The 24,570-nt window shown below is 56.0% G+C and carries 16 protein-coding genes; 10 read left to right on the top strand and 6 right to left on the bottom strand.

What is annotated here, in order from left to right; genetic code table 11:
• The first annotated feature begins 7 nt into the window (after positions 1–7).
• Positions 8–2,986 carry a PAS domain-containing protein gene (locus OHL20_RS09745; protein WP_263382999.1) on the top strand — a complete coding sequence of 993 codons (2,979 nt, stop codon included), beginning with the start codon at positions 8–10 and terminating at the stop codon, positions 2,984–2,986.
• 20 nt (positions 2,987–3,006) lie between these two features.
• On the opposite strand, the gene OHL20_RS09740 is transcribed toward OHL20_RS09745, so the two are convergent.
• From OHL20_RS09740 to OHL20_RS09715, 6 genes are all read right to left on the bottom strand, one after another.
• Positions 3,007–3,357, bottom strand: a complete 351-nt coding sequence (locus OHL20_RS09740) for a carboxypeptidase-like regulatory domain-containing protein (RefSeq protein WP_263382998.1) — start codon at positions 3,355–3,357, stop codon at positions 3,007–3,009.
• Positions 3,358–3,504: 147 nt separating this feature from the next.
• Positions 3,505–3,645 carry a hypothetical protein gene (locus OHL20_RS09735; protein WP_263382997.1) on the bottom strand — a complete coding sequence of 47 codons (141 nt, stop codon included), beginning with the start codon at positions 3,643–3,645 and terminating at the stop codon, positions 3,505–3,507.
• Between the two features lie 212 nt (positions 3,646–3,857).
• Positions 3,858–4,538: a Fe2+-dependent dioxygenase gene (locus OHL20_RS09730; protein WP_263382996.1), complete on the bottom strand. Its 681-nt coding sequence runs from the start codon at positions 4,536–4,538 to the stop codon at positions 3,858–3,860.
• Between the two features lie 89 nt (positions 4,539–4,627).
• Positions 4,628–7,243, bottom strand: coding sequence for a TonB-dependent receptor (locus tag OHL20_RS09725; protein WP_263382995.1), 2,616 nt, complete (start codon positions 7,241–7,243; stop codon positions 4,628–4,630).
• A 386-nt stretch (positions 7,244–7,629) separates the two neighbouring features.
• Positions 7,630–11,199, bottom strand: coding sequence for a TonB-dependent receptor (locus OHL20_RS09720; protein ID WP_263382994.1), 3,570 nt, complete (start codon positions 11,197–11,199; stop codon positions 7,630–7,632).
• A 427-nt stretch (positions 11,200–11,626) separates the two neighbouring features.
• Complete coding sequence (locus tag OHL20_RS09715; protein WP_263382993.1) at positions 11,627–15,169, bottom strand: TonB-dependent receptor; 3,543 nt, start codon at positions 15,167–15,169, stop codon at positions 11,627–11,629.
• Between the two features lie 540 nt (positions 15,170–15,709).
• On the opposite strand from OHL20_RS09715, the gene gyrA reads away from it, so the two are divergent.
• The 9 genes from gyrA (at position 15,710) to OHL20_RS09670 (ending at position 24,530) form a co-directional block, all read left to right on the top strand.
• Complete coding sequence (gene gyrA / locus OHL20_RS09710; RefSeq protein ID WP_263382992.1) at positions 15,710–18,619, top strand: DNA gyrase subunit A; 2,910 nt, start codon at positions 15,710–15,712, stop codon at positions 18,617–18,619.
• Between the two features lie 133 nt (positions 18,620–18,752).
• Positions 18,753–18,995 carry a hypothetical protein gene (locus OHL20_RS09705; protein WP_263382991.1) on the top strand — a complete coding sequence of 81 codons (243 nt, stop codon included), beginning with the start codon at positions 18,753–18,755 and terminating at the stop codon, positions 18,993–18,995.
• Positions 18,996–19,004: 9 nt separating this feature from the next.
• Positions 19,005–19,172 carry a hypothetical protein gene (locus OHL20_RS09700; protein WP_263382990.1) on the top strand — a complete coding sequence of 56 codons (168 nt, stop codon included), beginning with the start codon at positions 19,005–19,007 and terminating at the stop codon, positions 19,170–19,172.
• Between the two features lie 674 nt (positions 19,173–19,846).
• Positions 19,847–20,683 (top strand): hypothetical protein, encoded by an 837-nt coding sequence (locus OHL20_RS09695; RefSeq protein ID WP_263382989.1) that lies wholly within the window; start codon positions 19,847–19,849, stop codon positions 20,681–20,683.
• A gap of 13 nt (positions 20,684–20,696) precedes the next feature.
• Positions 20,697–21,197 carry a TIR domain-containing protein gene (locus tag OHL20_RS09690; protein ID WP_263382988.1) on the top strand — a complete coding sequence of 167 codons (501 nt, stop codon included), beginning with the start codon at positions 20,697–20,699 and terminating at the stop codon, positions 21,195–21,197.
• A gap of 10 nt (positions 21,198–21,207) precedes the next feature.
• Positions 21,208–22,644 carry an SIR2 family protein gene (locus tag OHL20_RS09685; RefSeq protein WP_263382987.1) on the top strand — a complete coding sequence of 479 codons (1,437 nt, stop codon included), beginning with the start codon at positions 21,208–21,210 and terminating at the stop codon, positions 22,642–22,644.
• 17 nt (positions 22,645–22,661) lie between these two features.
• Positions 22,662–23,027, top strand: coding sequence for a hypothetical protein (locus OHL20_RS09680; RefSeq protein WP_263382986.1), 366 nt, complete (start codon positions 22,662–22,664; stop codon positions 23,025–23,027).
• 106 nt (positions 23,028–23,133) lie between these two features.
• Positions 23,134–23,502: a hypothetical protein gene (locus OHL20_RS09675; protein WP_263382985.1), complete on the top strand. Its 369-nt coding sequence runs from the start codon at positions 23,134–23,136 to the stop codon at positions 23,500–23,502.
• A 125-nt stretch (positions 23,503–23,627) separates the two neighbouring features.
• The gene (locus tag OHL20_RS09670; protein WP_263382984.1) at positions 23,628–24,530 is read left to right on the top strand and encodes a hypothetical protein; all 903 of its coding nucleotides are present in this window, start codon (positions 23,628–23,630) and stop codon (positions 24,528–24,530) included.
• Positions 24,531–24,570 lie beyond the last annotated feature (40 nt).

The raw sequence follows: 24,570 nt of genomic DNA, 5'->3' as shown, positions 1-24,570 counted from the left end.
GCCGAAGATGGCAGAGACACGATCGACAATCCTCAACCCGACGTCACCGCAGCAAGGCCGCGCCTTCGTGAGCGCGGCCAACCTTGCCAGCATCGTTGAGGAATTGCCCGACGCTCTCGTCACGCTTGACCACAATTGGCGAATCACCTTCGCTAATGCAGAGGCACGGCGAGTCAGTCGCATCAACTCTGTCGACCTGCACCACAGGACGCATTGGGAGTTATACCCAGAGACTGTCGGTACTGAACTGGAGACGGTCTACCGCGATGTTATGGCCAATCGAGTCGCGCGCGATACAGAGTTCCACTACGCGCCCTTCGATCTCTGGCTCGACATCCACATCACTCCCATTGACGGGGGCATCGCCCTTTACTATCGCGATATCTCGAGCGGTAAACGACCTGAATCAAAGCACAATATCTCCAGCCGTCAGCTCGCCCAGGTCTTTCAAGGCGTTCCAGACGCTATTGTCTGCCTCGACCGAAGCTGGACGTTTACTCTCGCAAACGACATCGCCAAAGCTCTCTTCAAGGCAGACGATCTAATCGGCTCGAACCTCTGGACCCGTTTTCCCGTCAACTTTGAGGAGCCATACGCCTCCTCCTATCGGACCACCATGGAGCAGCGGATACCCACAGAGTTTGAAGCTCACTATCCGGAACCTCTCAACCTCTGGTTCAAGGTCAGTGCACGCCCGATTGAAGATGGCATCATCATCTTCGCGACGGACATTACGGATCGCAAACATACCGAAGCGGCCCGCGATGCCACGGCTCGTCGCCTCCAGCAAGTCTTCGAAGCCACTACGGACGGCGTCGTCAGCCTGCACTGGGATTGGACGATTACCTTCCTCAACCAGCAGGCTGCCACCGTGCTTGGACGTGAGGATCTCACGGGCAAATGTCTCTGGGATGAATTCCCGCTTGCCGTCGACACGGAGTTCTACGACCGCTCTCACGAGACCATGGAGCGACGAACGCCCTGCGAGTTCGAGGCGTTCTATCCCGAGCCATTGAACGTCTGGTTCGCTATCCAGTGCCGCCCCTCTAATGACGGCATCGTCGTTTTCTTTCGCGATGTCACGGCGGAGCGCGCCGCCAAACAGATTCTCCTTGACCAGCAGGCTGCGCTCTCCTTCGTTCAGCAGACCGCGCGTGTGGCGACGTGGGACATCGACCTGACCACAGAGGCGATGACCTTCAGCGACGGCTCCTTCGAAGTCTTTGGACACCCCCTCTCAACCCTCAAGAACCTCGGAGCTGTTAAGGATGTGGTCGATCCGCCATACGTTGAGGCAATCGATACCTGCATTCGCGAGGCAATCGACACCCACGTGGTGACAAGTTCCGATTATCCCGTCATTGCTGCGGACGGCGGTACGATCTGGGTTGAAAGCCGCGGCACTGTTCTCTACGACGCGAATGGTGAGGCAAAGCACCTTCGCGGGATGACGACCGACATCACTGCCCGCAAGCAGAACGAAGCGGAGCTCCTGGACAGCGAGGCCCGCTACCGCGTTCTTGCCGACCTCAACCCGCAGGCCCTTTGGATAGGCTCGCCCGAGGGCCGAATCGTCTACGCCAATCAAGGTTTCCTTGACTACATCGGCAAGACACTCGAGACCATTGGCAACCAGGGGTGGCATGATGCCTTTGACGAAGCGGATCGTCCCAGCGTCCTGGCAGCCTGGATGTATTCCGTTGCCACGGGCGAGGAGTACCGCATCGATGCTCACCTGACCCGCGCCGTTGATCAAAAACCTCGCTGGTGGAGCCTGCGCGCACTTCCCGTCCGCAACGAGGCGGGCGCCATTCAGCAGTGGCTTGGTGTCGCCTATGACATCCACGATCTCAGAACGACGGCGGATACTCTCCTTGAAAAACATATGGAGACTGAGCGACAGCGTGCCGAACTCGAGACGGTCTACCGCACAGCGCCGATCGGCCTCGCTCTTTTCGACCCCGTCGACTTCCGCTATCTTCGCGTCAACGACCGGCTGGCTGAAATGATCGGCTTACCGATCAATCAGATTCTCGGACGCACCATCTCGGAGATCGCGCCACCAGCGGCCCGCCAGATTCTCGAACAGGTTGTCGCTGAAAGGCAGACGCAACATCGTCTGATCGAAGGCGAGTTCCCCAATTCTCCGGGCGACCTTCACTATTTCAATGTCAACTACGCGCCCGTCTTCGCCTTGGATGGCTCAATCCAAGCCATTGCCACGGCTACGCTCGACATCACCCATCAAAAGAAGTCCGAACAGGCCCTGATCCAGAGCGAGAAGCTTGCCGCCGTCGGCCGCCTCGCCAGCTCCATCTCGCACGAGATCAACAACCCCCTAGAGGCGATTACCAACCTGCTGTACCTCGTCGCTATGGACGAGAGTCTCCCTGAGGCAATCAAGCCATACGTTCACATGGCCCAGAGCGAACTCGGTCGGGTCTCACAGATCGTTACCCAGACTTTGCGCTTCCATCGACAGGCCGTCCGACCGACTGAGGTCACTGGAGCCGAGCTTGTCAACGCCGTCCTCAATCTTTACCAGGGCAGGCTCACTAACTCTGGTATCCGTGTCGAGGCTAAGTATGTGAGCAGCACGCGCATCCGGTGCTTTGAAAACGACATCCGTCAGGTTCTCAATAACCTCATCGCGAACGCAATCGATGCCATGCGTAACGGAGGTCGCCTGGTTGTTCGCGCTCATGATGCCATCTCCTACGGGGATGGCACTTCAGCGCCAAGAAGCGGCGTACGTATCACCATCGCCGATACCGGCCATGGCATGCCAGAAGGTGTACGGGCACGTATCTTTGAGCCCTTCTACACGACCAAAGATCTTAACGGCACCGGCCTCGGCCTCTGGATCTCATCCGGCATCGTCACCCATCACGAGGGACGTCTTACCGTCCGCAGTAGTCAGGATTCGACCCATCACGGCACGGTCTTCAGTCTCTTTCTGCCGACATCGGGGCAACGAGAAGCGTAAACCAGGAAGCGACGGCGCCGCTAGGATGCGGTGCAATCCTTGTGTAGAGATGATGCCGGCGCCAGATCCACGTGAGAGTCTTGCCCGGCAGTAACGGAGAGTGAGCGCGCGACGTGGTTCTTTCCGCCCTCGATGATCTGATACCGCCCCGGCTTTAACTGGGTCGCGCGATACGTTCCATCGCACTTTGCCATGACGCCGATTACCTGGTGAGTGTCGAGATTTGTTAGAACGATCTGCGCACCAGCATCAGCAGCACCGGTGATGGCGCCTGTGCCTTCCTGCGCGAGCATCATGGTCGGCACAGAGATCAAAGAAAGAATTAGAACTAAAGCAGCCTTCAGAACGATGGGACGGAATGTAGACGACATGAACTCTCCTCAAAACCACATAACAGGGATGCATAGGTGTTTGAGTGATAGTACGTGATCCGCCACGCGGAAGTTCCTCTGGCGAGAAACAGAAATGGCCTGCCGCAACTATGTGCGATAGGCCAAGTCAAGATTTTAGTAAGTAACTTACGCTTCGGCTGCAGGCACAAAACCGTCGCAACCGCTTATCGCCGTCACCTTCAGGTGAAGCGCAGCATGCTTAGGATGACCGCACTCATCGAGGAACGACTCATCGGCCTTCTTGCTTGAGAGAATCGTTACAAGCACGTCACTTTTCGCATTGTGCTCGCCGAAATGTCCACAGATTCCACATTGCCCATCATGAATAGCTTGCATCGGTGCATCCCCCTTGTACTCCTAATACGACTCCGCAAACCCGCCTGCGGTTGTCCTGCCTCTCAATCTACAAGTGCATAAAACCCTTGTAAATGGCGACCATAGGAGTCGCATAGGCCTTTCAGGAGGCGACCGATCCAGTCCTACATCTCTGCCCAGCGCCTCAGCAGATTGTGATAAACCCCGGTCAGCGACACGGCTGCACTACTCCCCGGCGACTCGCGCTCGACCTTCTGAATCGCCTGGTCCATATCGAAGAGCAATGTCCGATCGCCATCGCTGCGGATCATGCTCTGCAGCCAGAAAAAGCTGCTGACCCGGGCTCCTCGCGTCACCGGCGTCACGCGATGCAGGCTCGTCGACGGATACAGAACCATGCTGCCTGCCGGCAGCTTTACCGAGTGCGCCCCGTAGGTATCCTCCACCAGCAACTCACCGCCGTCGTACTCTTCCGGGCTTGAAAGAAACAGCGTCGCCGACAGATCTGTCCTGATCCGACCGCCTGTGCGAGGGTCCTGCCTGATCGCATTGTCCACATGCGTCCCAAACGACTGCCCACCGGCGTATCGATTAAACAGTGGGGGAAACACCTTGAGCGGCAGTGCAGCCGAGACGAATAGCGTGCTCTGGGCCAAGGCCGTCAGGATCACCTCACCCAGCTCGCGCGACACCGGATGACCCTCCGGCAACTGCACGTTATCCTTCGTTCGCGCTGACTGGTGTCCTGCCGTCACGCGTCCGTCGATCCACTCTGCTGCATCGAGCGCCTGACGTGCCTTTGCAACCTGCTCCGCCGTCAACACATTCGGAATCGAAATCAACATAACTACATCCTCACATCCCTACAGAGGCACGGCCTCAGCCGTGCCACGAAAAGAGAGCGGGCTTGCCCTTCCGGATAAGCCCACCGGAACTAAAACTTATAGTTCACACCAAACAGTGCACTACGTCCCGCTCCCGGAACCAGATGGCTCGGGTGTGGCTCATCGATGAAAGCTCGATTGAGCAGGTTGTACACATTCGCCTGCAGCTCGAACCGCTCATTGATTGGCCGGTGCACCTCGGCGTTGAACGCCCAGTATCCCGGAACCTGCTTCAGTCCGATCGCCGTCACCACCGCATTTGCCGGAGTCGTTCCTGTCCACGCGGTAGCTACATACGGGATCGTCGAGCTAGCCGTCCGGGATGCCACATAGTTCCCACCCAGACCGCCTACGAACCGATAAAGCAGCCCGCGCGTTAACCATGCGTTGAACGTCTGCTTCGGCACGTTCGCCAGCGGTGCGCCGATTGCATTCGGGAAGAACTGGGATGCAATCACCTTACTGTCAAGATAGGCGTACCCGGAAAGGATGTTGAAGTCATGCGGCATCCGTCCCGTCACCGAGACCTGCATGCCCTTCACCTCCTGGTTGCCCGCCAGTACCGTCACCAGCGCATTCGACGGCGAGGTCTCACGCGCATTGTCCTTCACCGTTCGAAATGCCGCGCCTGCCACAGTCAAGTGCTCCTGCAGGAAGTCCCACTTCGTTCCGACCTCGTACGTCTCGTTCTCTTCAGGTGGCAGCACTGACGTTGAAGCTGATAACGACAGCGACTCAGCCGAGGGATTGAAGCTCGTTCCATAGTCGAAGTACACGCTGCCATGCTGGGTCGGCTTCACCACGAACGCTGCTCGATATGATGGCTTCTTATCCGTGCGTGACGCAAAGACATTCTGCGTCGTGCTCGCCGTATACTGCCGCTGCTGCGTGTAGAAGTAGTCGTATCGAATTCCGCCTGTCACATCGATGTACCGTCCCAGGTGCATCGTGTCGACGAAGTAGACGCCACCCGAGTCAGCAGCCACATGCGTGATGGTATTCAGTGCCTTCGTGCCTGAGAAGACCAGGTCCTCATTCGGATTCAGCAGCGTAGCAGGCGGAACCCCAGTGAAGGTAAAGCGTGTCGGGTTAGACATCTCACGGCCGCCCTCAATCCCCAGCACCATCGACTGTGCGACGTGTCCAATGTTGAAGTGCAGGATCGCGGAGTCCTGCTGCCATAGATCGCTCTCGACGCTCTTCACCGTAATCTGGTTGCGATTGACCATGATCGTCGCCGGATCCGTTGCCGTTGGGTTCGCCGCATTGTTGTATGAGCAGAGGAGTGCCGAATTGAAAATGTTTGTTGGCGCCAGGATCTGCCCGTATGTGGCTGGTGCCGTTGAGATAGCGCCGTTCGAGCAGACCTGCGGCTCCGTGATCTGTGTATTGCGCGGATAGTTTGCAAAGCGCGTCACGCTACGCAGACTCACATGCTCATCCAGATCGTGCTCAATCTTCGCAGTCAGAATGTCGTCATGGGTGTTGAGGAAGTTGGAGTGACGGAAGCCGTAGTAGGCCGATCGCTTCGACGCCGCAGGCTTATTCAGCAACCACGGAATACCGTAGTCCGGAATATCGTTCTCGCCAAGGTGAACCCACGACACGGTCGCCCGCGTCGTCGTGCCCAGGCCAAAGGCTAGCGATGGCGCGACGCCGAAGCGCTTATTCTCGACCACGTCGCGCCCGGCGATATTCGCCTCGTCACCCATCACGTTCATGCGGAAGGCGACGCCGCCACCATTCGGCAGATGGCCCAGCGGACGGTTTACGTCGACCGTGATACGCCGCGTCAGATCCGTTCCAAGCTGCAGCGTTCCCGTTACAAACTTGCTGTCCGTCGGTCGCTTGCTCTCCTGGTTGATGACGCCGCCTGTCGATCCACGTCCGAACTCGATGCCGGCCGGTCCTTCGAGCACCTCAACCTGCTCATAGTTGAAGGAATCGCGGTAGTAGCTACCGAAGTCGCGGATACCGTCCATGAAGATGTCGTTGCGCGCCGTAAAGCCGCGGATCGTCAGACTATCGCCCTGCGCTCCACCCTCACCGGCCGCCAGACTTATGCCGGGAACGTTGCGCAGCGTGTCCCGCAGCGTGGAGATACCCTGCTCCTTCATGATGTACTGGGGAACTACCGTGATTGATTGCGGCGTATCCGTCAGCGCTTCCGTGAACTGCGATAGCGGCATAGTGGTCTGCGCCGTCACGGACACATCCGCCGACGCGCGTAGCCCAACCACTAGGGTGCTCGTACCGTCCAGCCGGAACGAAAGCCCTGTCCCCTCCAACAGCTTCGTTAACGCCTCGCCCGACGGCATCAGGCCAGTCACACCCTGCGTCTGGAAGCCTGCCATCGTCCCTGCTGGCAATGACTGCTTGATCGTCAGACCTGATGCCACCTGGAAGGCATGCAGTCCGTCCTCGAGAGTTCCAGCGGCAATGCTGAACCGCTTCACCGGCAGGTTCGCCTCTGGGCTTAACGCCTGCCCGGTCTTGCCACCATCCTTGGTCACAAAAGCCATTGCCGGGGTGCTGCTTCCAATTGCAGCCGCAACCAGTGTTCCAGCGGCCAGCCAGCCACGCGATCCAGTAAAGCCACCACGGCTCCCGCCAGCAACAGCCTTCTTGTTACCCTCCGCAATTGTGCGCAACTTTGTCTTCTTCACTGTTGAAATCTCCTGAAGCCGCTCTTTTGCCGAGAGCTTCCCGGAGCTCACAGGAAGCGAAAATTGATCTCGGACCAAGTCAGTCTTATAAAGATATAAGACCACATCGGTCCGAGATTTACCAGCCTTGAAATGTTAATCAATAAACATCTTTCCAACGCGGTTGCCAGGGAGCATTCCAGACGCTCTCCGCAGTGCGTCGACTGCGTCCGTCCTACAACCCATGAACATCGGGGACAACGGTCCGCTATACCTATGGCTGATTGATCCTCACATGCGGGCTACACGATCCCTCGTACTGCATCCAAGTCCGCCAGGCTGTCACACCAACGCAAAACGGCGGAGAGCCGAAGCTCTCCGCCGCTCAAGACTCTGTTGCCAGAGGGTTAGAAGTTCAGCTTGAGTTGGTACTCGATCGTGCGCGGTGCACCTTGATTGAACGTACCCGTTCCGCGAATCGTACGGAACTGGTTTTGCGCATCATAGGTGTTCGGTCCGTTGAGGTAGCCGGTCGAGGTATTCACCGGACCACCAGCATCTGACTGGTTCAGCAGGACACCTGATGCAAGGCTTGTTCCACCGAAATTCGAGAAGTTGCCAACGTTGTAAACTGCAACCGCTGGCTCAAGCGAGAGACCTTCCCGATACCGTGCAAGCTGAATTGGGTAGGAGACGTTGACGTCCAACAGGCGCGTCATCGGATTCGAGAGAGCACGAGCGGAAGGAACACTGGCGATTGGCTGCACAGCACCACCGGCTAGTACTAGCTGCTGTTGCGTAAACAGACCGGCAGTCACAAGGGCCTGACCGGCAGGAGTCAACGATCCAGCCTTGGTGTTGTTGAAGTTGCTGATGTAGCTATTAAGGGTGCCGGGCTTGACGCGGTGCATGTAGTCACCCTGCACTGTGCCGGGAGCGAGATCGCCCGTGGTTCCATCACCTGTCAGATCCGACTGGAAGATATTGCCATGAATCAATCCAGCGTCCAGAGTCAGCGAGGTCGGGCTGGCCGAGTAGAAGTGACCGATCATACCGACCTGCGGGCCATACTTCAGCTTCGCAGAACCACCGAAGGACACCTCGTGTTTGTGATCGAGCGACGCGCGACCGATGGTTCCAGTTGGGTTGTCGTTATCGTACGAAGCATTGTTGAACAGTCCATCCGAGGTTCCAAGGCCATTCGTCGTAACGATGCGCGAAAGGCTATATGAAACCTGCAGGTTGCTGCTCACAATGCCAGGAAGCGGATGCTCCTTCACCTGGTGATACACCATCTGCAGAGCATCATAGCCGGAGCGTCCGATCGGGAGAATGAAGGCCCCGGTTCCGAGGTTGGCATTCTGACCCGCGAAAGCAGCACCCTGATTCGGACCTACACCCAGGCCAAACGAGGAAGGAAAGCCTCCAAGGTACGTTACGCCCGAGTCAAGACCGTTGGCAGCGAAGTCTTCGATGGTAACTGGTCCGTTTGCGGCACCCGCGCCGCCGGGGTGCGTCTGGCAAGCGGCAAGAGCTCCGGTAATCGAGGTTGCGCCGCAGGCAGCGAGCGTCTTCGTAATAGCTGCCTGAGCGGCAGTCGTGTTCAGGAAGCGCGCCGCTCCAACATGGTTCACATCCTGTGTCTGCCCAATCTTCAGCGTAGCGTTATGAACATAGTCAGCTTTGAGCGTTGCACCCCTGAAGATCTCGCGCTCAATACCGAAATTGAACTGCTCAGAGTACGGCGTCTTGTAGGGAGCACCATAAACGCCGTTGACAGTCAGGTTTTGCCCGACATAACCACCGTTGACCGCATTGGAGTTTGCCGCCGAGTTGGTTTGGTAGAGAGTGTTCAAAGCCTTGATGTAAGGAGCGGCTGAAGCGATCGACGAAGAGCAGATCTGTGCGATGGTCTGGGAAACTCCACCAACCGTGACGCTGGAGACAATCGTTCCATCTGGTTGATCCAGAACACCACTTCCGCAGACCGAGACGTCATTGAAAAATGGTCCGGACTTCAACAGGCTGCCGCGAGCGTTCGTCGTGTTGTTGAAGACGTCGCCTTCGAAGAAGATACCCGCAGCACCACGAAGCACCGTCTTGGCGTTACCCGGAGCATATGCAAATCCGATTTGCGGAGCAAAATTTGCGTAAGGCTGGTGGACCTTTGCGCCTAGATCTGACCTGAACTGCGAGAAGAGAGGCGTTGCGCCAGAGCAGCCGGTGAACCCAAGACTTGGATCGACATCGGAGCAGAGAGGAGTTGCAAGATCCTGGTTGGCGCGATCCGTATCGACACTCCACCGGAGGCCGGCCGTGAAGGTAAAGCTTGGCTTGATCCGCCAGGAATCAGAGACGTAGGCGCCTTCGCGCCAGTCTGCGACGCCGCCGCCCTGCAGACCGAAGCCAGGACGCTCAGTAAAGAAGCCGAGCCCGTTGCCGAGGACGATCGAGCTTGCGAAATAATCGTTCAGCGGATCGCTTCCGCTGTGACCAGGAAGAATGGTCGAAGCTGTCTCGCGAACACGTGCGCCGAGCCCGAAGAATGCAGCGAAACCGCCGCCCTGAATACGATTCAAACTGTAACCATAGCGAACGTTGTGCGCACCCTTGGTCCAGGTGCCGTCATAGCGGACCTGCTTGTCCGATTGAAACGTGCCCTGCGGCGCATTATCGTTCGGACCAGTGAAGAGATTAGCTGCAACGTTTTGGAACGTAATTCCCGGTAGAGGATTGATGGTCGTGACTGCACTGCCGGACGTGTCGGCAATGAGGTTGTGGAACTTTTCGTAGCTGACGCGGAAGGAGTGAGTGAACTTACCCGTCGAGAAATCGCCGCCACCTGAGATGCCCGGCGTGTTATCGCGATTTGCATAGGTCTCAAAGCCATCGCCAAAGTTACCGGAGACCGAGTTGACGTTATAGTTGCCGCGCACGAAATAGTGGCCACCCAGCGGACCGTTGTAGTCCAACCGGACGACCGAATAGGTCTCGCGATAGGGTGAAGGTACCGTCAGCCCCTGATACTGGGGGAAGATGGAGCCGATTGGCGCAGAAGCAGATTGGTCCTGCTTAATTCGCTCGATGTTGCCGAAGAAGAACAGCTTGTCTCGCAGGATCGGGCCGCCAACGCTTCCGCCGAACTGGTTGCGCTGAAATGGCGCATCCACGCCTTCTACAGTCGCGAAGCCGGCACGGTTATCCTGAAAATTATAAAAACCCTGACCGTGAAATTTGTTCGTACCCGAAGTCGTCGATACAAGCACCTGGCCTGTCGACGTTACATCGCCCGATACGTCCTGAGTGGAGCGATTCAACTGAAACTCATTGATCGAGCCCTGCGACACGTTGAAAATAGTCGTCCCGACCGTCTCATCAGTAATGTCCTGACCATCGAGAAGAATGCGGGTCGTACGGCCCGAGACACCCGAGACCGAAATCGCTGAATATCCTGCCTTGGTTGGATCGAAGCTCTGACCAGACTGCAGAATGACGCCCGGCTCAATCTGAGCCACATCTAGAAAGTTGCGCCCGTTGATTGGTAAGGACTGAATTTGCTGATTGGTGATGACGTCACTGACACCAGCCTGCTCAGTGTTTACCGAAACCTGGCCCGCGTTCACTTCGATCGTCTCGGAGGACTGACCTACGGTCAGCTTGAAGTTACCGCTCGTGACTGTACCGGTCCGAACGACTGTCTTTGTGGACAGTGTCTGAAAGCCTGCTCCAACAATCGTTACCGTGTAGTTGCCCGGATTTAGGGGTCCTACACTGTAGAAGCCTGCCGAGTCGCTGGTCAGGTCCTTCTTGAAACCTGTATCTGTGCCCGTGACAGTGATGTTCGCGTTAGGAAGCACTGCTCCGCTCGAATCGGTGATCGTACCGGCGATCGATCCGCCGTTTACAGATATCGCCTGCCCATAGCTGACCGCCGCAGATGCAACTGCAAGCAAGCCAAGTCCTAGTAACTTCTTCATCCGGCTGTTCTCCCTAAAATGGTCATCAATCCCCACGCATGCTTTGCTTCAATAAACAGACAGACATTGAGGTTGACTGCGGGAGAGTAGTGCATCTCACGGGCCATTGTGAACGTACGGGTTCATGGTCACGTTAGTGCTTCAGATACAACCATTTGCAATTTAGTCAATACAACCTTCGCGTAGAAGTCTGGCTTGTCCATATAGATTTAGGAATTGATTTCCGCAAAATCATATATAGGCTAAGTAGCTCATTGCACTCATGTTGCTTCATAATGTGAGTGTTTTTCCTATAAAAGGCAGCATATCCTTCACGCAAAAAGTGTTTCCAGGTGCCTTACCGGGTTGATCCGTCACATCCCAAAAAGCATAGGCGGAGAGCTAAGCTCTCCGCCTACATACGAGCGCCAAATTCAGTCTATTCAGTCTAGAAGTTAAATCTCGCCTGGAGCCGAATCGTTCGTGGCAGTTGGTATGAGAGAGGCTTGCCATACTGACTGTTGATCGTCTCAGGCCCACCCAGATCATTGTTGCTGTTCAGTCCAGTACTCACGTTGTAGGCTCGTTCTGCCGCGGCGTAGAACGCAGGTCCAGCCGAGTAGGTAAATCCGCCCGGGGTAATAAACTGATTGCCAAAATAACTGGAATCAACCTGCTCATTGACCGAGGTGACGACATGCTGATTGAGGACGTTCGAGAACGTGGCCGTGAAGCTCACCGCCCTATCTTCGGTTAGCTTGTACGATTCGGTCACGTTCAGGTCGGACTGAACATACCAGGGATTGCGATACGTATGCGGAGTTCCGACCGTAATCGCACCTGTCGTTGGATTCTGCGAGAAATCAGCCCAGACACCGCGGTTGAAGATGTCCACTGGAAATGCATTGAAACTCTGTCCCACATTCGCGTACGACGTGTTTGGCGAACCCTGATAGGCGGTCTGGAATACACCAAGATCCGTCGTGAACCGCTTCAAATAGCCAAGCTGATAGTACGCATAGCCCTTCAGCGTATTCGGACGATCCGTCGGCAGCAGCCCGCTCGATGAGCCACCGAGCGCGTTATAGGAGAAGTATGGCTCGTCGAATGCGCGGCTGTTGTTCGGAGCGTTGCGTCCGCCCGAGCCTCCATCCGCAATATCTGAACTGGTCAAACCCGTATAGTTACCCCGAAAGTGGCTATACGTGTAGGAGAACAGGCCAGACCAGTGGCTGCTCAGCGCCTTGTTCAGACGGAACTCGAGGCCGTCATAGCTGCGGGCCGCAGGAATAGTCGTATCCGGAGGTGTCTGGCCGTTTGAGGAAACGCAACCAGCACTCCCTGTTCCATAGATGAAGTTACAAAATCCTGAAAAAGTAGCATTGACGCCCTGCCCCGGATTGACCACGACAAAGGTTTCTCCCACTTCTGGGTTGACGATCGCCGAGTCCTCAATCACATGATCCAGCCTCCGCCGATCGTATCGAGCCTCGAACGCCACATTCCGGGCAAGCTGATAGTCCACACCGGCCACAGCCTCATGCTGGCGATACGGCTTGAGCCCGGGAGCAACACCTTCCTGGCTCGAACTGCACGTAGCGCAGGTCGTCGGAAAGGCGCGATTGTTGAGGTTTTCGATAAAGGTCAAACCGGCCGGCGTCGTTCCACCCGTAAAGTTTGCCTGGTTCGTTGCATCTGGTCCACTGCAATAGCGATGATTGCTGTCATAGGCAGGAACGATCGAAGTGAGGCTCGACGTGTTCAAGCCGTACACACAATTTTGCCAGTACTGCCCGCCAAATGAGCTGATCGCCAGGTTCAGCTTCATGGTGTCGTAGAACACACCATAGCTACCAAACACCTTCATCCGTCCATCCCGGAAAACATCCCACGCAGCGCCAAGACGAGGAGCAACTTTGTCACCCCAGCTGAAGTCGATTGGCTTCGGCGGTGCTCCAGCACCCTGACCTTCTCCCGGTAGAAACTCCTTATCCAGACGAACGCCCACATCCAGCGTCACTCCATGCCCAACCGTCCAGGAGTCCTGCGCAAAGAGACCATGATCGTAGCTGGTCGCTTTCCCGCCTGTGCCGAAGTCGTAGACGGTCACATAGCCATACTGTCCTTCGCAGCCGATGTTTGCCGGCGGTGTACCCGGGTTGGCGGCCTGCGTTGTCGCTTGCAGAGCAGCGCAGTTCGCCTTACCTGTTGGACTTCCGGGCACATATGACGCGCTCTGGCCAACGTTCACCTGGACATATGGCTCGTTGTAACCCTGGAAGATATAGTTCGAATTGCGAACCAGCTGATATCCGAATTTGAAGTTGTGTGTTCCAAATTTCGTGCTTTTGTACCAGGCAGCATCCTGATCAAACTGGATCGCCTTGTTGGAGTTATACCCCGTGAAGTTGGCGTCGAGAGCTGCGTTTACGGAGCCCGGACCCTGGGAAAGTGATGCTGGCAGTGGATTCGTTCCGCTGGCATCAGTTGCACCAACGCCGTTGTTCTGGAACTGGTACAGCACCCCTCCCTGAGGATAGCCAAAGTCGTGATAGTTCTCGAAATAGTAGCCAAATCGTGTCGTCGCTACGATATTGTGAGTCACCGTAATATCAGCGCCGGTGTTGAACGTCGTATTCGGAGCGTCGTAGCCGAGGGTGTGAGCGTAGACAGACGGATCGGTGAATGAACCCGTGCATGGCGTGGCTGCAGCACCGAAGCAGCCGGTCACAGGATTCAACGCACCATTTTTGGAGTCAGCCTGTGGCAGGTTCTCGCCATTTGCACGCTGCAACTGGTAGAGCCAGGATGCAAAGACACGAACCCGCTCTGTCACCCTCGCATCGATGCGCGCTGTTGTGTAGTACGTGTTCGTATTCTGGCTGAATGGGATAACGCCGCCATTGGCAGAGCCAAAGTTCAGGCGCTCGGAGTAGCGTGCCAGCTCCGGGTTGAAGCCAACGAAGAAGAAAAGTTTATCGTTCCATTTGGGTGAAAGCGGCAGGGCCCTTGCAAGCAACATCGCCAGTGGACCACCCAGCGTGAAGCCCGGAAAGACATCGCTGTGATTGGGCTTAATCGGCTGATAGCTCTGATAGGCTGCGTCCGCGAGTCCACTGTAACCGGCTGCACCCTGCCAGTTTGTCGCCGTCGGGGCGCTGGTCGCATCGTAGTGCGAGAACGGACTTGGGCCAGCGTCGAGCGACTGGTTCTCAAATTGGATGAAGGCCGATCCGTGAAACTTCGGACTACCCTTCTGCATAATCACATTCACCACGCCGCCGAGTGCTCCGCCATGCTCCGCCTCGATGCCGGAGCTCTTAACCTGAACCTCCTGGATGAAGTCAAACGGCACATTGGTGTGCGAGTAGCCGCCAATCAGGTTAGCCGTTTCCTGGCCCTCGACGAGGTATGAGTTCTCCGAATCCGATCCGCCCGCAACCGAGTAGCCGTAGGAATTGCCATTGCTCCCGTTGCCCGGCGATACACTGCCGCTTCCGTTCGTAGTCGTATTGCCCATCAGCGGCTCATTACGGGCCGAAGGCGCAAACTGGATCACGGATTGATACGACCGGCCGCGCGGCACATAGTTGATCACATCCTGCGTCACGTTGGTCAGCGTCGTCACAGTCGTCACATCGATCGCCGGCGACTCGGCGCTCACCTCAACAACGGTGCTCTCAGATCCGACCGTCAGCGTCAGGTCGACGCTCGGCGAGTGACCCACCTCAAGCATCAAACCCTCGCGCCTCAACTCCGAGAAGCCTTTTGAACTTACCGTGATCACATAAGATCCCGGCGGCAGATTGGCAAAATGATAGTTGCCTTTCGCGTCTGTGTCTGTGGTTTTCCCGCCCGGCAAAGAGGCCGTATCAACATGCACATGCGCATGAGGGATTACAGCGCCGCTGGCATCCTTGATTGCTCCGACAATCGCTCCGGTCGTCTCTTGCGCCTGGAGAGTTGGGGACAAATTTGATGAGGAGGACATCAAACTCGATAAAAGTCCGAGCGTAAGAAGCGTGGAATGCCAAAATGTCCTAGTCATGCAGATGTCACTGCAATCTGATCACCCAATGACGCCTGCTCAGGATATATCGTCTAAGAACAAGATAATAAAAGGTTTACAGGGGATTAATCACAGCGAAGAATTAAACTAAAGTAACAACTTATGAGACGGTCTTCGGCCGCGATTTGCCCCACTCTCTGAAAGGTTGCCTAAAACCCGTCAAATATTGTGAAGTTGCGTAAAATTATTTGCGCATCACAATAAACGATCAAATAGTCAGGATTGAGGGCTGGAGACCGGTTCTGACAGCCTGCACTTACCCGCGGCTGCAAATGTTACCTGCTAATGAATTTTCATAGATAGCATTGATTTTTCTATGAAGGCAAGTAAGCTTTTTGTGCAAGCGAATGATCCTTTAGGCTGACACCCGGAACACCCTAGGGATGTCCCGAGATACTCCGCACGAAGGGGCATCAACCCTGTCTCTGCCCTGCAAAACCCTCTATAATAGAGAGATAAACCATGGCTGACGATCAGAATCCAGAACTCCCGCTAGGCCCGCCCGACGTACCTTCTCCGCAGGACGCAAACTCCAACACACCGCCGCCCGCCGGCTCGCCGCCTGATGGACCAAACACCGTCCAAGGCCGCGGCGCCGCCATCATGCTCTCTATTAATATAGAGGACGAGATGCGCCGGTCGTACCTCGACTACTCCATGTCCGTCATCATCGGGCGTGCACTTCCCGACGTACGCGACGGTCTTAAGCCTGTTCATCGCCGCATTCTCTACGGCATGCAGGAGATGGGCCTCCAGTTCAACAAGAAGTACACGAAGTCGGCCAAGGTGGTCGGCCACGTCATGGGCAACTACCATCCCCACGGCGACTCCGCGATCTACGACACCATGGTCCGCCTCGCCCAGCCCTTCAGCCTGCGCTACCCCATGGTCGACGGCCAGGGAAACTTCGGCTCAGTCGACGGTGACCCACCTGCCGCCATGCGCTACACCGAGTCCCGCCTCACCCGCATCGCCGGCGAGATGCTCTCGGATATTGACTCCGACACCGTAGACTTCACCCCCAACTACGACGAGTCGACCCTCGAGCCCACCGTCCTGCCCGCGCGCATCCCGAACCTCATCGTCAACGGGTCTTCAGGCATTGCCGTCGGCATGGCGACCAACATCCCGCCGCATAACCTCACCGAGGTCATCAACGCCGCGATCTCGCTCATCTCGAAGTCCCCGCAGGACCACCGCTCGGACCTCGCCCTCGTCCTCGAGCATGTCCTCGGCCCCGACTTCCCCACTGGCGGCTTCCTCTTCGGACGCACCAATATTCCCACCGCCTACGCGACTGGCCGTGGCCGCTTTATGATGCGCGCCAAGTGTGCGATTGAGAACATATCCGGCGGCCGCCAGGCGATCATCGTCACCGAGATTCCGTACCAGGTCAACAAGTCCAAGCTGATCGAGCGCATCGCCGAGCTTGTCAACGAGGGCATTATCACTGACATTGCCCGCGACGAGTTTCGCGACGAATCCGACCGCGACGGCATGCGTATCGTCATCGGCCTCAAGCGCGGAGCCGAGCACCAGATCGTCCTCAACCAGCTCCACAAGCACACCCAGATGCAGGAGTCTTTCTCGATGATCTTCCTGGCTGTCCACAACGGCCAGCCGAAGGAACTTCCGCTCGACAAGGCCATCCGCGCCTTCCTCGACCACCGCGTCGAAGTCGTCCGCCGCCGCACTGCTTTCCTCCTCGCGAAGGCCCGCGACCGCGAGCATATCCTGCTCGGCTACCAGATCGCGCTCGATCATCTCGATAACGTCATCAAGATCATCCGCCAGTCTGGTTCCCGCCCCGAAGCTCGCGAGCGCCTCTACTCCTACTTCTCCGGCAAGACCATCAATCTCCGCGGCACCGAGCTCGCCGGAGTTACGCTCGACCCCGCTCGCTACAACGTCGACCTTACCTTCTCGACCACCGGCACCCTGATCCTCAGCTACCGGCAGATTGATGCCATCCTCGAGTTGCAGCTCTATCGCCTTACGCAGCTCTCCATCGACGAGCTCCTCAACGAGCTTCGCGCCGTCCGCGACAACATTGCCGAGTTCGAGTCCATCCTGGCCTCGCCCGAGAAGCTCCGCGCCGTCATCGTCAAGGAGCTTACCGAGATTCGCGACAAGTACGGCGACGCCCGCCGCACCATCATCCTCGATGAGACCGCCGAGCTCGGTCTCGAAGATCTCATCATGGATGAGCAGGTCGCCGTCACCGTCTCGAACACCGGTTATCTCAAGCGAACGCCTATCTCCACCTACCGCCAGCAGCGTCGCGGCGGCACCGGGCGCATCGGCATGAAGACCCGCGACGAGGACTTCGTCGCCCAGCTTATCGTCAACTCCACCCACGCCTTCCTGCTCTGCTTCACCAACACCGGCCGCGTCTACTGGCTCAAGGTCTACGAGATTCCTGACTCCGGTACCGTCGGCAAGGGCAAGGCGATGGCCTCGCTCATCGACCTCCAGCCCGGCGAGAAGGTCGTCACCATCCTCCCCGTCCGCGACCTCTCCGAAGCCGGCATGAACATCCTCTTCGCCACCCGCAACGGCACTGTCAAGAAGACCCCCCTCAAGGACTTCTCGAACGTCATGTCCCGCGGCATCATCGCCATCGGCATCGACAAGGACGACGAGTTGATCACCGCCCGCATCACCGACGGCCAGCAGGTCATCTTCCTCGCGACCCACGACGGCATGGCCATCCGCTTCAACGAGCAGGACCTCCGCCCCATGGGTCGGCCTGCGACTGGCAACCGCGGCATCACGCTGAAGAAGGGCGACTACGTCATTGGAGCCGCCGTTACCCCCTCTGCCGAGGCCCGCAACAAGGTTCGCCTCGAGCGCGCCGCCGAAAAGGGCCTCACCGACCAGGTTGCCGCCGTCATCGACGAGGCCACCTCGACCACTGCCGCCCAGCCCCTCGAACTCGCCGAGCCCGGAGAACTGGCCGCACCCGCGACCTCCAATGAGACCGCCGCCAAGCTCGAAAAGCTCGACAAGCAGCTCGGCCTCACCCCCTGCCTCATCCTCTCCGTCACCGACAACGGCTTCGGCAAACGCACCGACGTGGACATGTACCGCCTCCAGACCCGCGGCGGCAAGGGCGTCATCAACGTCAAGACCACGGCGAAGAACGGCAAGGTCACCGGCATCAACCTCGTGGACGAGACCAGCGAACTCATGGTCATCAGCCAGTTCGGCAAGATCATCCGGATCGACACCAAGTCCATCCGCGCCGCCGGCCGCAGCACCATGGGGGTCAAGCTACTCGACCTCGAAGATCAGGACAAGGTAGCCGCCGCCGTAGTCATCCCCCCTGAAGAGGCCAAGACCCAGCCTGAAGAGGGGACGCTGCTGCAGTAGATATGTAGTTCAATTCGTATATGAAGGGCGCGAGGGCATCACCTCGCGCCTTTTCTCGTTGCCCTTGCGAAACGGATTACCCTCCCATCGCACCATCTCGACGAGTGCATCGCCACCTATGCACGGAGGACACATGGCAACATCATCTGTAATCACCCAGAACGGCAACGCGACCATCACCTATGCCTTTTCCGGCGGTGGCATGACCAACCACGAAGCCGTTGTCTGCCAGCTCAACAGCACCTTCCCCAACAACCTGACCGGCGTACTCATCTCGAACGTGACCGCTTACATCAACCCCACCCGCTACAACTGCACCGTCACCACGGTAGGTTCCCAGGCAATCGCCTTCCAGTTCATCAGCAACGCAGTTTAGGAGAGTTTTATGAAGATCAACGTCATCAAGAATGGAAGTGGAAAAGCTATCGCCACCTACGAATCCACGGCGCCCGACGGATCCACCGTCACCCCCGTTCTCCCCGAAGGCCACACCGTCGAAGAGCGCGAAGTGGAAGCCGACTATCAGGCGAAGCTCCACCTCCTCTACGCCTAGCTTCCCGGACCTGCAGCATCACCATGGGGGTCAAGCTACTCGACCTCGAAGATCAGGACAAGGTAGCCGCCGCCGTAGTCATCCCCCGAAGAGGCCAAAACTCAGCCCGAAGAGAGGACGCTGCTGCAGTAACGTTCAACAGACTCCTCTGCCTACGTAGAGGAGTCTTGTACCTTTTATTTTTTCTCTGAAGTCCAAGGTCTAACAAAACAATGGACTTAGGCTTGGACTTGGTCCAACGTACCTTGGCGCCCTAACGTAGCTACTCCCTCTGTGGAGGGCTTGTTTGTCAAGTTTGTGCTGCCCATTATCTAGCCGGAGCGCTGGAACAGTTCACCGCGCAGGGCTTTACTGCTAATTTCTGGTAGAACTAGTTAGCGTGGCAAGATGCGTTGGACTGGAACCAACGCATCTACGCCAACAATCGCAGCAAATGGGCGTCAAGCTATTCGACCTCGAAGATCAGGAAGATAGCCGCCGCCTTGGTCATCCACTGAATAAGTCAAGACCCAGCCGAAGAAGGAACGCTACTGCAATAGGTCGCTATGTATAGCCGTTTTCACGAAGAGAATGTTAATGGGCTTTGTCTGATCTGTAATGCACCTGCCGCGACCCTATCTACAGTTTTGGGATCGGGACAAGACTATATATGTCGGCGGTGTGGCGCTTACAGCGTGAGTACTGAGTTCAAATGGGAAATTCCTACTGAGGGCAACCCTCTTTTCGAGGAACTTCATAAGGTAAGCTGGGCTTTCAGGACTGCATCAGAAGGATTTCAAGACTTACGCGAGCTTCCAATGCACCAACGAAGTGAAATACTTCCGATGCTCAATAGTCCGGAGCCCGCAGTCGAAGAGAAGTTAGGAATATTGCTCCAATGGATTGGCAAGACCTCGAAAGGACCTGGCAAGTCAACAACATTTTACCTGGAAGATGACTTCACCTTGATTTGTGCGCGGGACATGGACGAAGCCTTTTTCTTAATAGAAGCACTAGAGAAGTATGGTTTTTTGACTAGTGAACAAACATTTGAAGCTTCTGCAGTACCCTGCTGTCTTACAGCTGCCGGCTGGGCCGAGCTTTCAAGGCGGAAAGAGGCTGGATCAAACTCAAATGCGACTTTCATTGCGATGTCATTCGCTGAAGCCAGGAGATTCATAAAAGAACCGATTACCTCAGCGGTTCGGGCGGCAGGCTATGAGCCTGTATACATGGACCTAGTGGAGCATGCAAACCGAATTGATGACGAGATAATCGCGCAACTCCGACGTGCGAAATTCCTCATTGCCGACTTCACAGAGCAGAACAATGGCGTCTACTTTGAGTCAGGATTCATGCTAGGACTTGGCAGGCCCGTATTGTGGATTTGTGATCAGAAAGACCTTGCAAACATTCACTTTGATGCCAGGCAATATAATTTCATTGACTACTCCAATGCTGTTGACCTAAGGAAAAGACTGCAAAGTCGTATCGAGGCAGTCGTAGGGAGAGGTACAAAGAATATCCAGTAGTCAGGAGCAATGTATGTTACGCAAAGCATTTTTCAGCTTTCATTTCGATGCAGACAATTGGCGTGCTGCACAGGTACGAAACATGCATGCCCTAGAGGACAATCCTCCAGTTTCGGACAATGAATGGGAGCAGATAAAAAGGGGCGGCGACAACGCAATAACAAAATGGATCGCTGGCCAAATGTTAGGACGAAGTTGCGCAGTTGTTCTTGTCGGTGCTGGAACAGCAAACCGTAAGTGGATCAATCACGAAATTATCAAAGCTTGGGATGATCGTAAGGGAGTAGTTGGTATCAGAGTCCACGGGCTGAAGGACAGTAAAGGCTATGTCTCTTCTGCCGGTGCAAACCCGTTCGATTATATAGAGCTAGGCCAGTCAAAGGCTCTCTTATCAACGATTGTAGAACTGAAAGATCCTACGTCGCTTTGGGGTAGCACCGAGACTTACTCAACTATAAAATCAAACATTGCAGACTGGGTTGAACAAGCCATCCAGATTCGCGCACAGCACTAACAGGTGATCTTTGCCAACAATTGATAAAGCTGAATTTCTAGAGCGCTATAGCAAAGCGCTAGTTGAAGGCAGTGCTTCCATGTTCGTCGGAGCAGGGATGTCGCGGAAGGCAGGCTTTGTCGACTGGCGTGGCCTGCTGACGGAAATAGCCACCGAAATCGACTTAGATATCACTAGAGAGTCGGACTTGTTAGCAGTGGCTCAATTCCATCAGAACAGTAGAGGGAGCCGTGCCCGAATAAACGAGGTTCTAATCGAAGAATTTAACAAACATGCTGAAGAAACAATTAATCACGCTCTCATTGCTTCACTTGGACTTCACTCTCTTTGGACAACTAACTACGATAGTTTGATCGAAGCAGCTTATATCAAAGCTAGAAAAATGCTCGACGTAAAAACAACGGTTTCCAACCTTTCTCAAACTCTCCGGGGCCGAGATGCAGTCTTGTATAAAATGCATGGCGACAAGTCTCAACCTCAGGATGCCGTTCTGACCAAAGGAGACTACGAAACCTATAACGAGAAAAGGTCTGCTTTCTCGACAATATTAAAGGCAGAGTTAATCGAGCGGACGTTTGTTTTCATTGGCTTTAGCTTCACTGATCCCAATATCGACTACATTTTGGCGCGGGTAAGGGAACTCCTCGGAGGTGAACAACGAGACCACTTTTGCATAATGAAGAGTCTTGAAATCCCTCGCGGAGCAGGGCCAAAAGAACTTGCTCAATTTCACTACGACAAACGAAGACTTGAACTAAGAATCGACGATCTCAAACGCTACGGCATACAAGCAGTTATTGTAGATAGTTATGCCGAAATTACTGACATATTAGAGTCTTTGAATCGACTGTCACACCGGCAAGATATCCTCGTATCCGGCAGTGCTGTAGACTATTCTCCACTTGGTCAGACCATGATTGAGGAACTTCTTCGCAAGTTAGGTGCCGAAATAATTAGGAGAGGTTTCCGGCTCGTCTCCGGCTACGGTCTCGGAATTGGAAGTTCCGTTGCCTATGGCGCACTGCACGAGGCTCGCGCAACCCTGAAGTCGCTTGATCAAATAAGACTTATGCCATTTGCTCAGGATTTACCACTAGGCATTGATCAAGTTTTGTACTACAAGGAACATCGTGAGCATCTCGTTCGAGCCGCAGGTTGGGGAATCTTTGTTTGTGGCAATCGGCTTGTCAATGGCAATCTGGAGCAATCTCCTGGAGTGATGGAGGAGTTCGCGCTGCTCACCAAAATAGGTCGCCCTCCGATACCAGTTGGAGCATCTGGATCGGCAGCATCTAAACTTTGGGATACGGTGAGGGCTGATTTGAAGCGATACTACGGCGACGCTGATGTCGCTCGGGAACTTGACGTATTGAATGACTCTGCCTCAGGTGTCGACGGCTATATAGAAGCTATCTTCAAGATCATTGGCAAAGTGCGTCCAGTTTAGCGGTGGCTCAACTGCAAATGCAAAAACTCCCTGCCCGCTTCAGCCTTCCCGTTATTGCCATCCTGCTCGTGCTTACCTTTGCGTATGCCTTCTATCTGGCGCGACGCCGGTCGAGTGACCCGGCGCAGATCCGCAAGAACGCCATGGCAAGCTCCATCACGGCCTGCACCAAGAGCGCGCGGAGCAATCCCCGGGCTGTCGGCCTCTCCGACCAGCAGCTTGGCGACTACTGCTCCTGCGTCTCTACCAAGGGGCTGGCGCAGTATTCCGACGACGAGATCGTCGCGGCCACCAAGCAGGGTGGAGGTATGTCCCCTACGGACAAGGCACGCTTTACCGCCGCCGCCAGCCAGTGCAGCGCCCAATACCTTCCGCACAAGTAGCCGAGCGGTCGCACCAAAAAACATTCCAGCATGAAACGAAATTCACCGGTCGACACCATTAGGAAGCGGGCTTACAGCCCATCCTAAAATCTCCCGGAGATCTGTCATGCAACTCTTCAACCTTCGCAACATCCTCTTCTGCGTCGCCGTCCTCTTCCTCGGAACGATCGCCCTCGGCGTGGTCGTCACCCTGCACAAACCGGCGTCAAACCCTGCCCACATTCGCCAGCTCATCACGAAGGGCGCGGCATCCTCCTGCGCCAAGAGGCTCCACGACGATCCGAACGGCTCTAAGCTGTCCGACTCCACGATCGATAACTACTGCTCCTGTGCGATCACCAAGGCGATGTCAAAGTACACTGACGCAGAGCTGATCGCCCGCGACAAAGGAACCTCCGTCGCCGTCAACGATGAGGACAAAGCCCGCTTCACCGAGGGCGCAAACGCCTGCGTCCAAACCCTTGCCCAGAAATAATCCCTCACAATGAAGCCCCGGGTTGTTCGCACAAACGCGGGCAGCCCGCGATCCACAATTTACTTGACTCCACATGCTTCGCTGTTAGCCTTAGCCGACCCAGAAATCAGAGGATTGGTATACCCATGAGCAAGCTTCGCCTTCGCATCTACGACGGAACTCGTCAGCCCTTCGCCGCGCCCGCCAAGTTCCTCGTCACCATCACCGACGGCAACTTCACCCAGCAGGTCCGCGACTTCTTCCCCAACAACGACACAACCTTCGATCTCCCCTTCTACGACAACTTCGGCGATAACTACACCGTCGTCGTCTACGCGGACGGGTATAAACAAGCCGGTTACACGCCGGTGAAGCTCTCGAACAGCTATCTCACCACCCTCGACATTATGCTGATCTCGAACAATCCTGGCTTCAGCTTCGTCAACGCCCGATTTTCCGCCGCCAGCGCAGCGTATCCCTACATCGCCGCTGGAGCCGATAATGCGACTGGCGAAGCGCGTTACGACGCTCTCGTCGAGCAGGAGAAACCACTCGCCTCGCTCCTCAACCTCGGCGAGGCGATGAGCCAGATCAATCTCTCCCAGGGCACGCCGCTCGACTACATCAAGCAGGTTCGCTGGGACGCTCCTTATGCGCCCGCGCAGGACCGCTTCTTCGGCTGGTGCGACGTTGCGCTCATCGATCAGGTCAAGATTGCTGCAGCCGCGGGAAAGTTCGCCGTCGAGAACAACCCCGGCCTCTTCCATCCCGGCTCCACATCTTCATGGAAGCAGATTCAGTTCGGCGAGGCCAACGTCCAGCTCACCTTCCATGAGAACGATAAGCTCGTCATCGACGGCGTCAATTGCGTGATGGTTGAGCCGGATATCGACTACTACAAAGACCTCGGCGCCCATGCCATCTACGAAGTGATCCCCAACGCCTTGACGCACAGCCTTACCGACCCGACCGAAGTCTACGTTCTGCGCTGGATAGCGGGCCAGACGGCTGGCATCCCGCAGTTCGCCCCACTCTATATGATCACCTAAGTAAGCGGTCCTTTTATGGCTCGACTCTCTCTCCACGGCA

It is taken from the genome of Granulicella arctica (assembly GCF_025685605.1).
In the GTDB taxonomy this organism is placed as follows: Bacteria; Acidobacteriota; Terriglobia; order Terriglobales; family Acidobacteriaceae; genus Edaphobacter; species Edaphobacter arcticus.
Note: the sequence above shows the minus strand (reverse complement) of the source record. Positions and strands in the feature narration are given on the sequence as shown.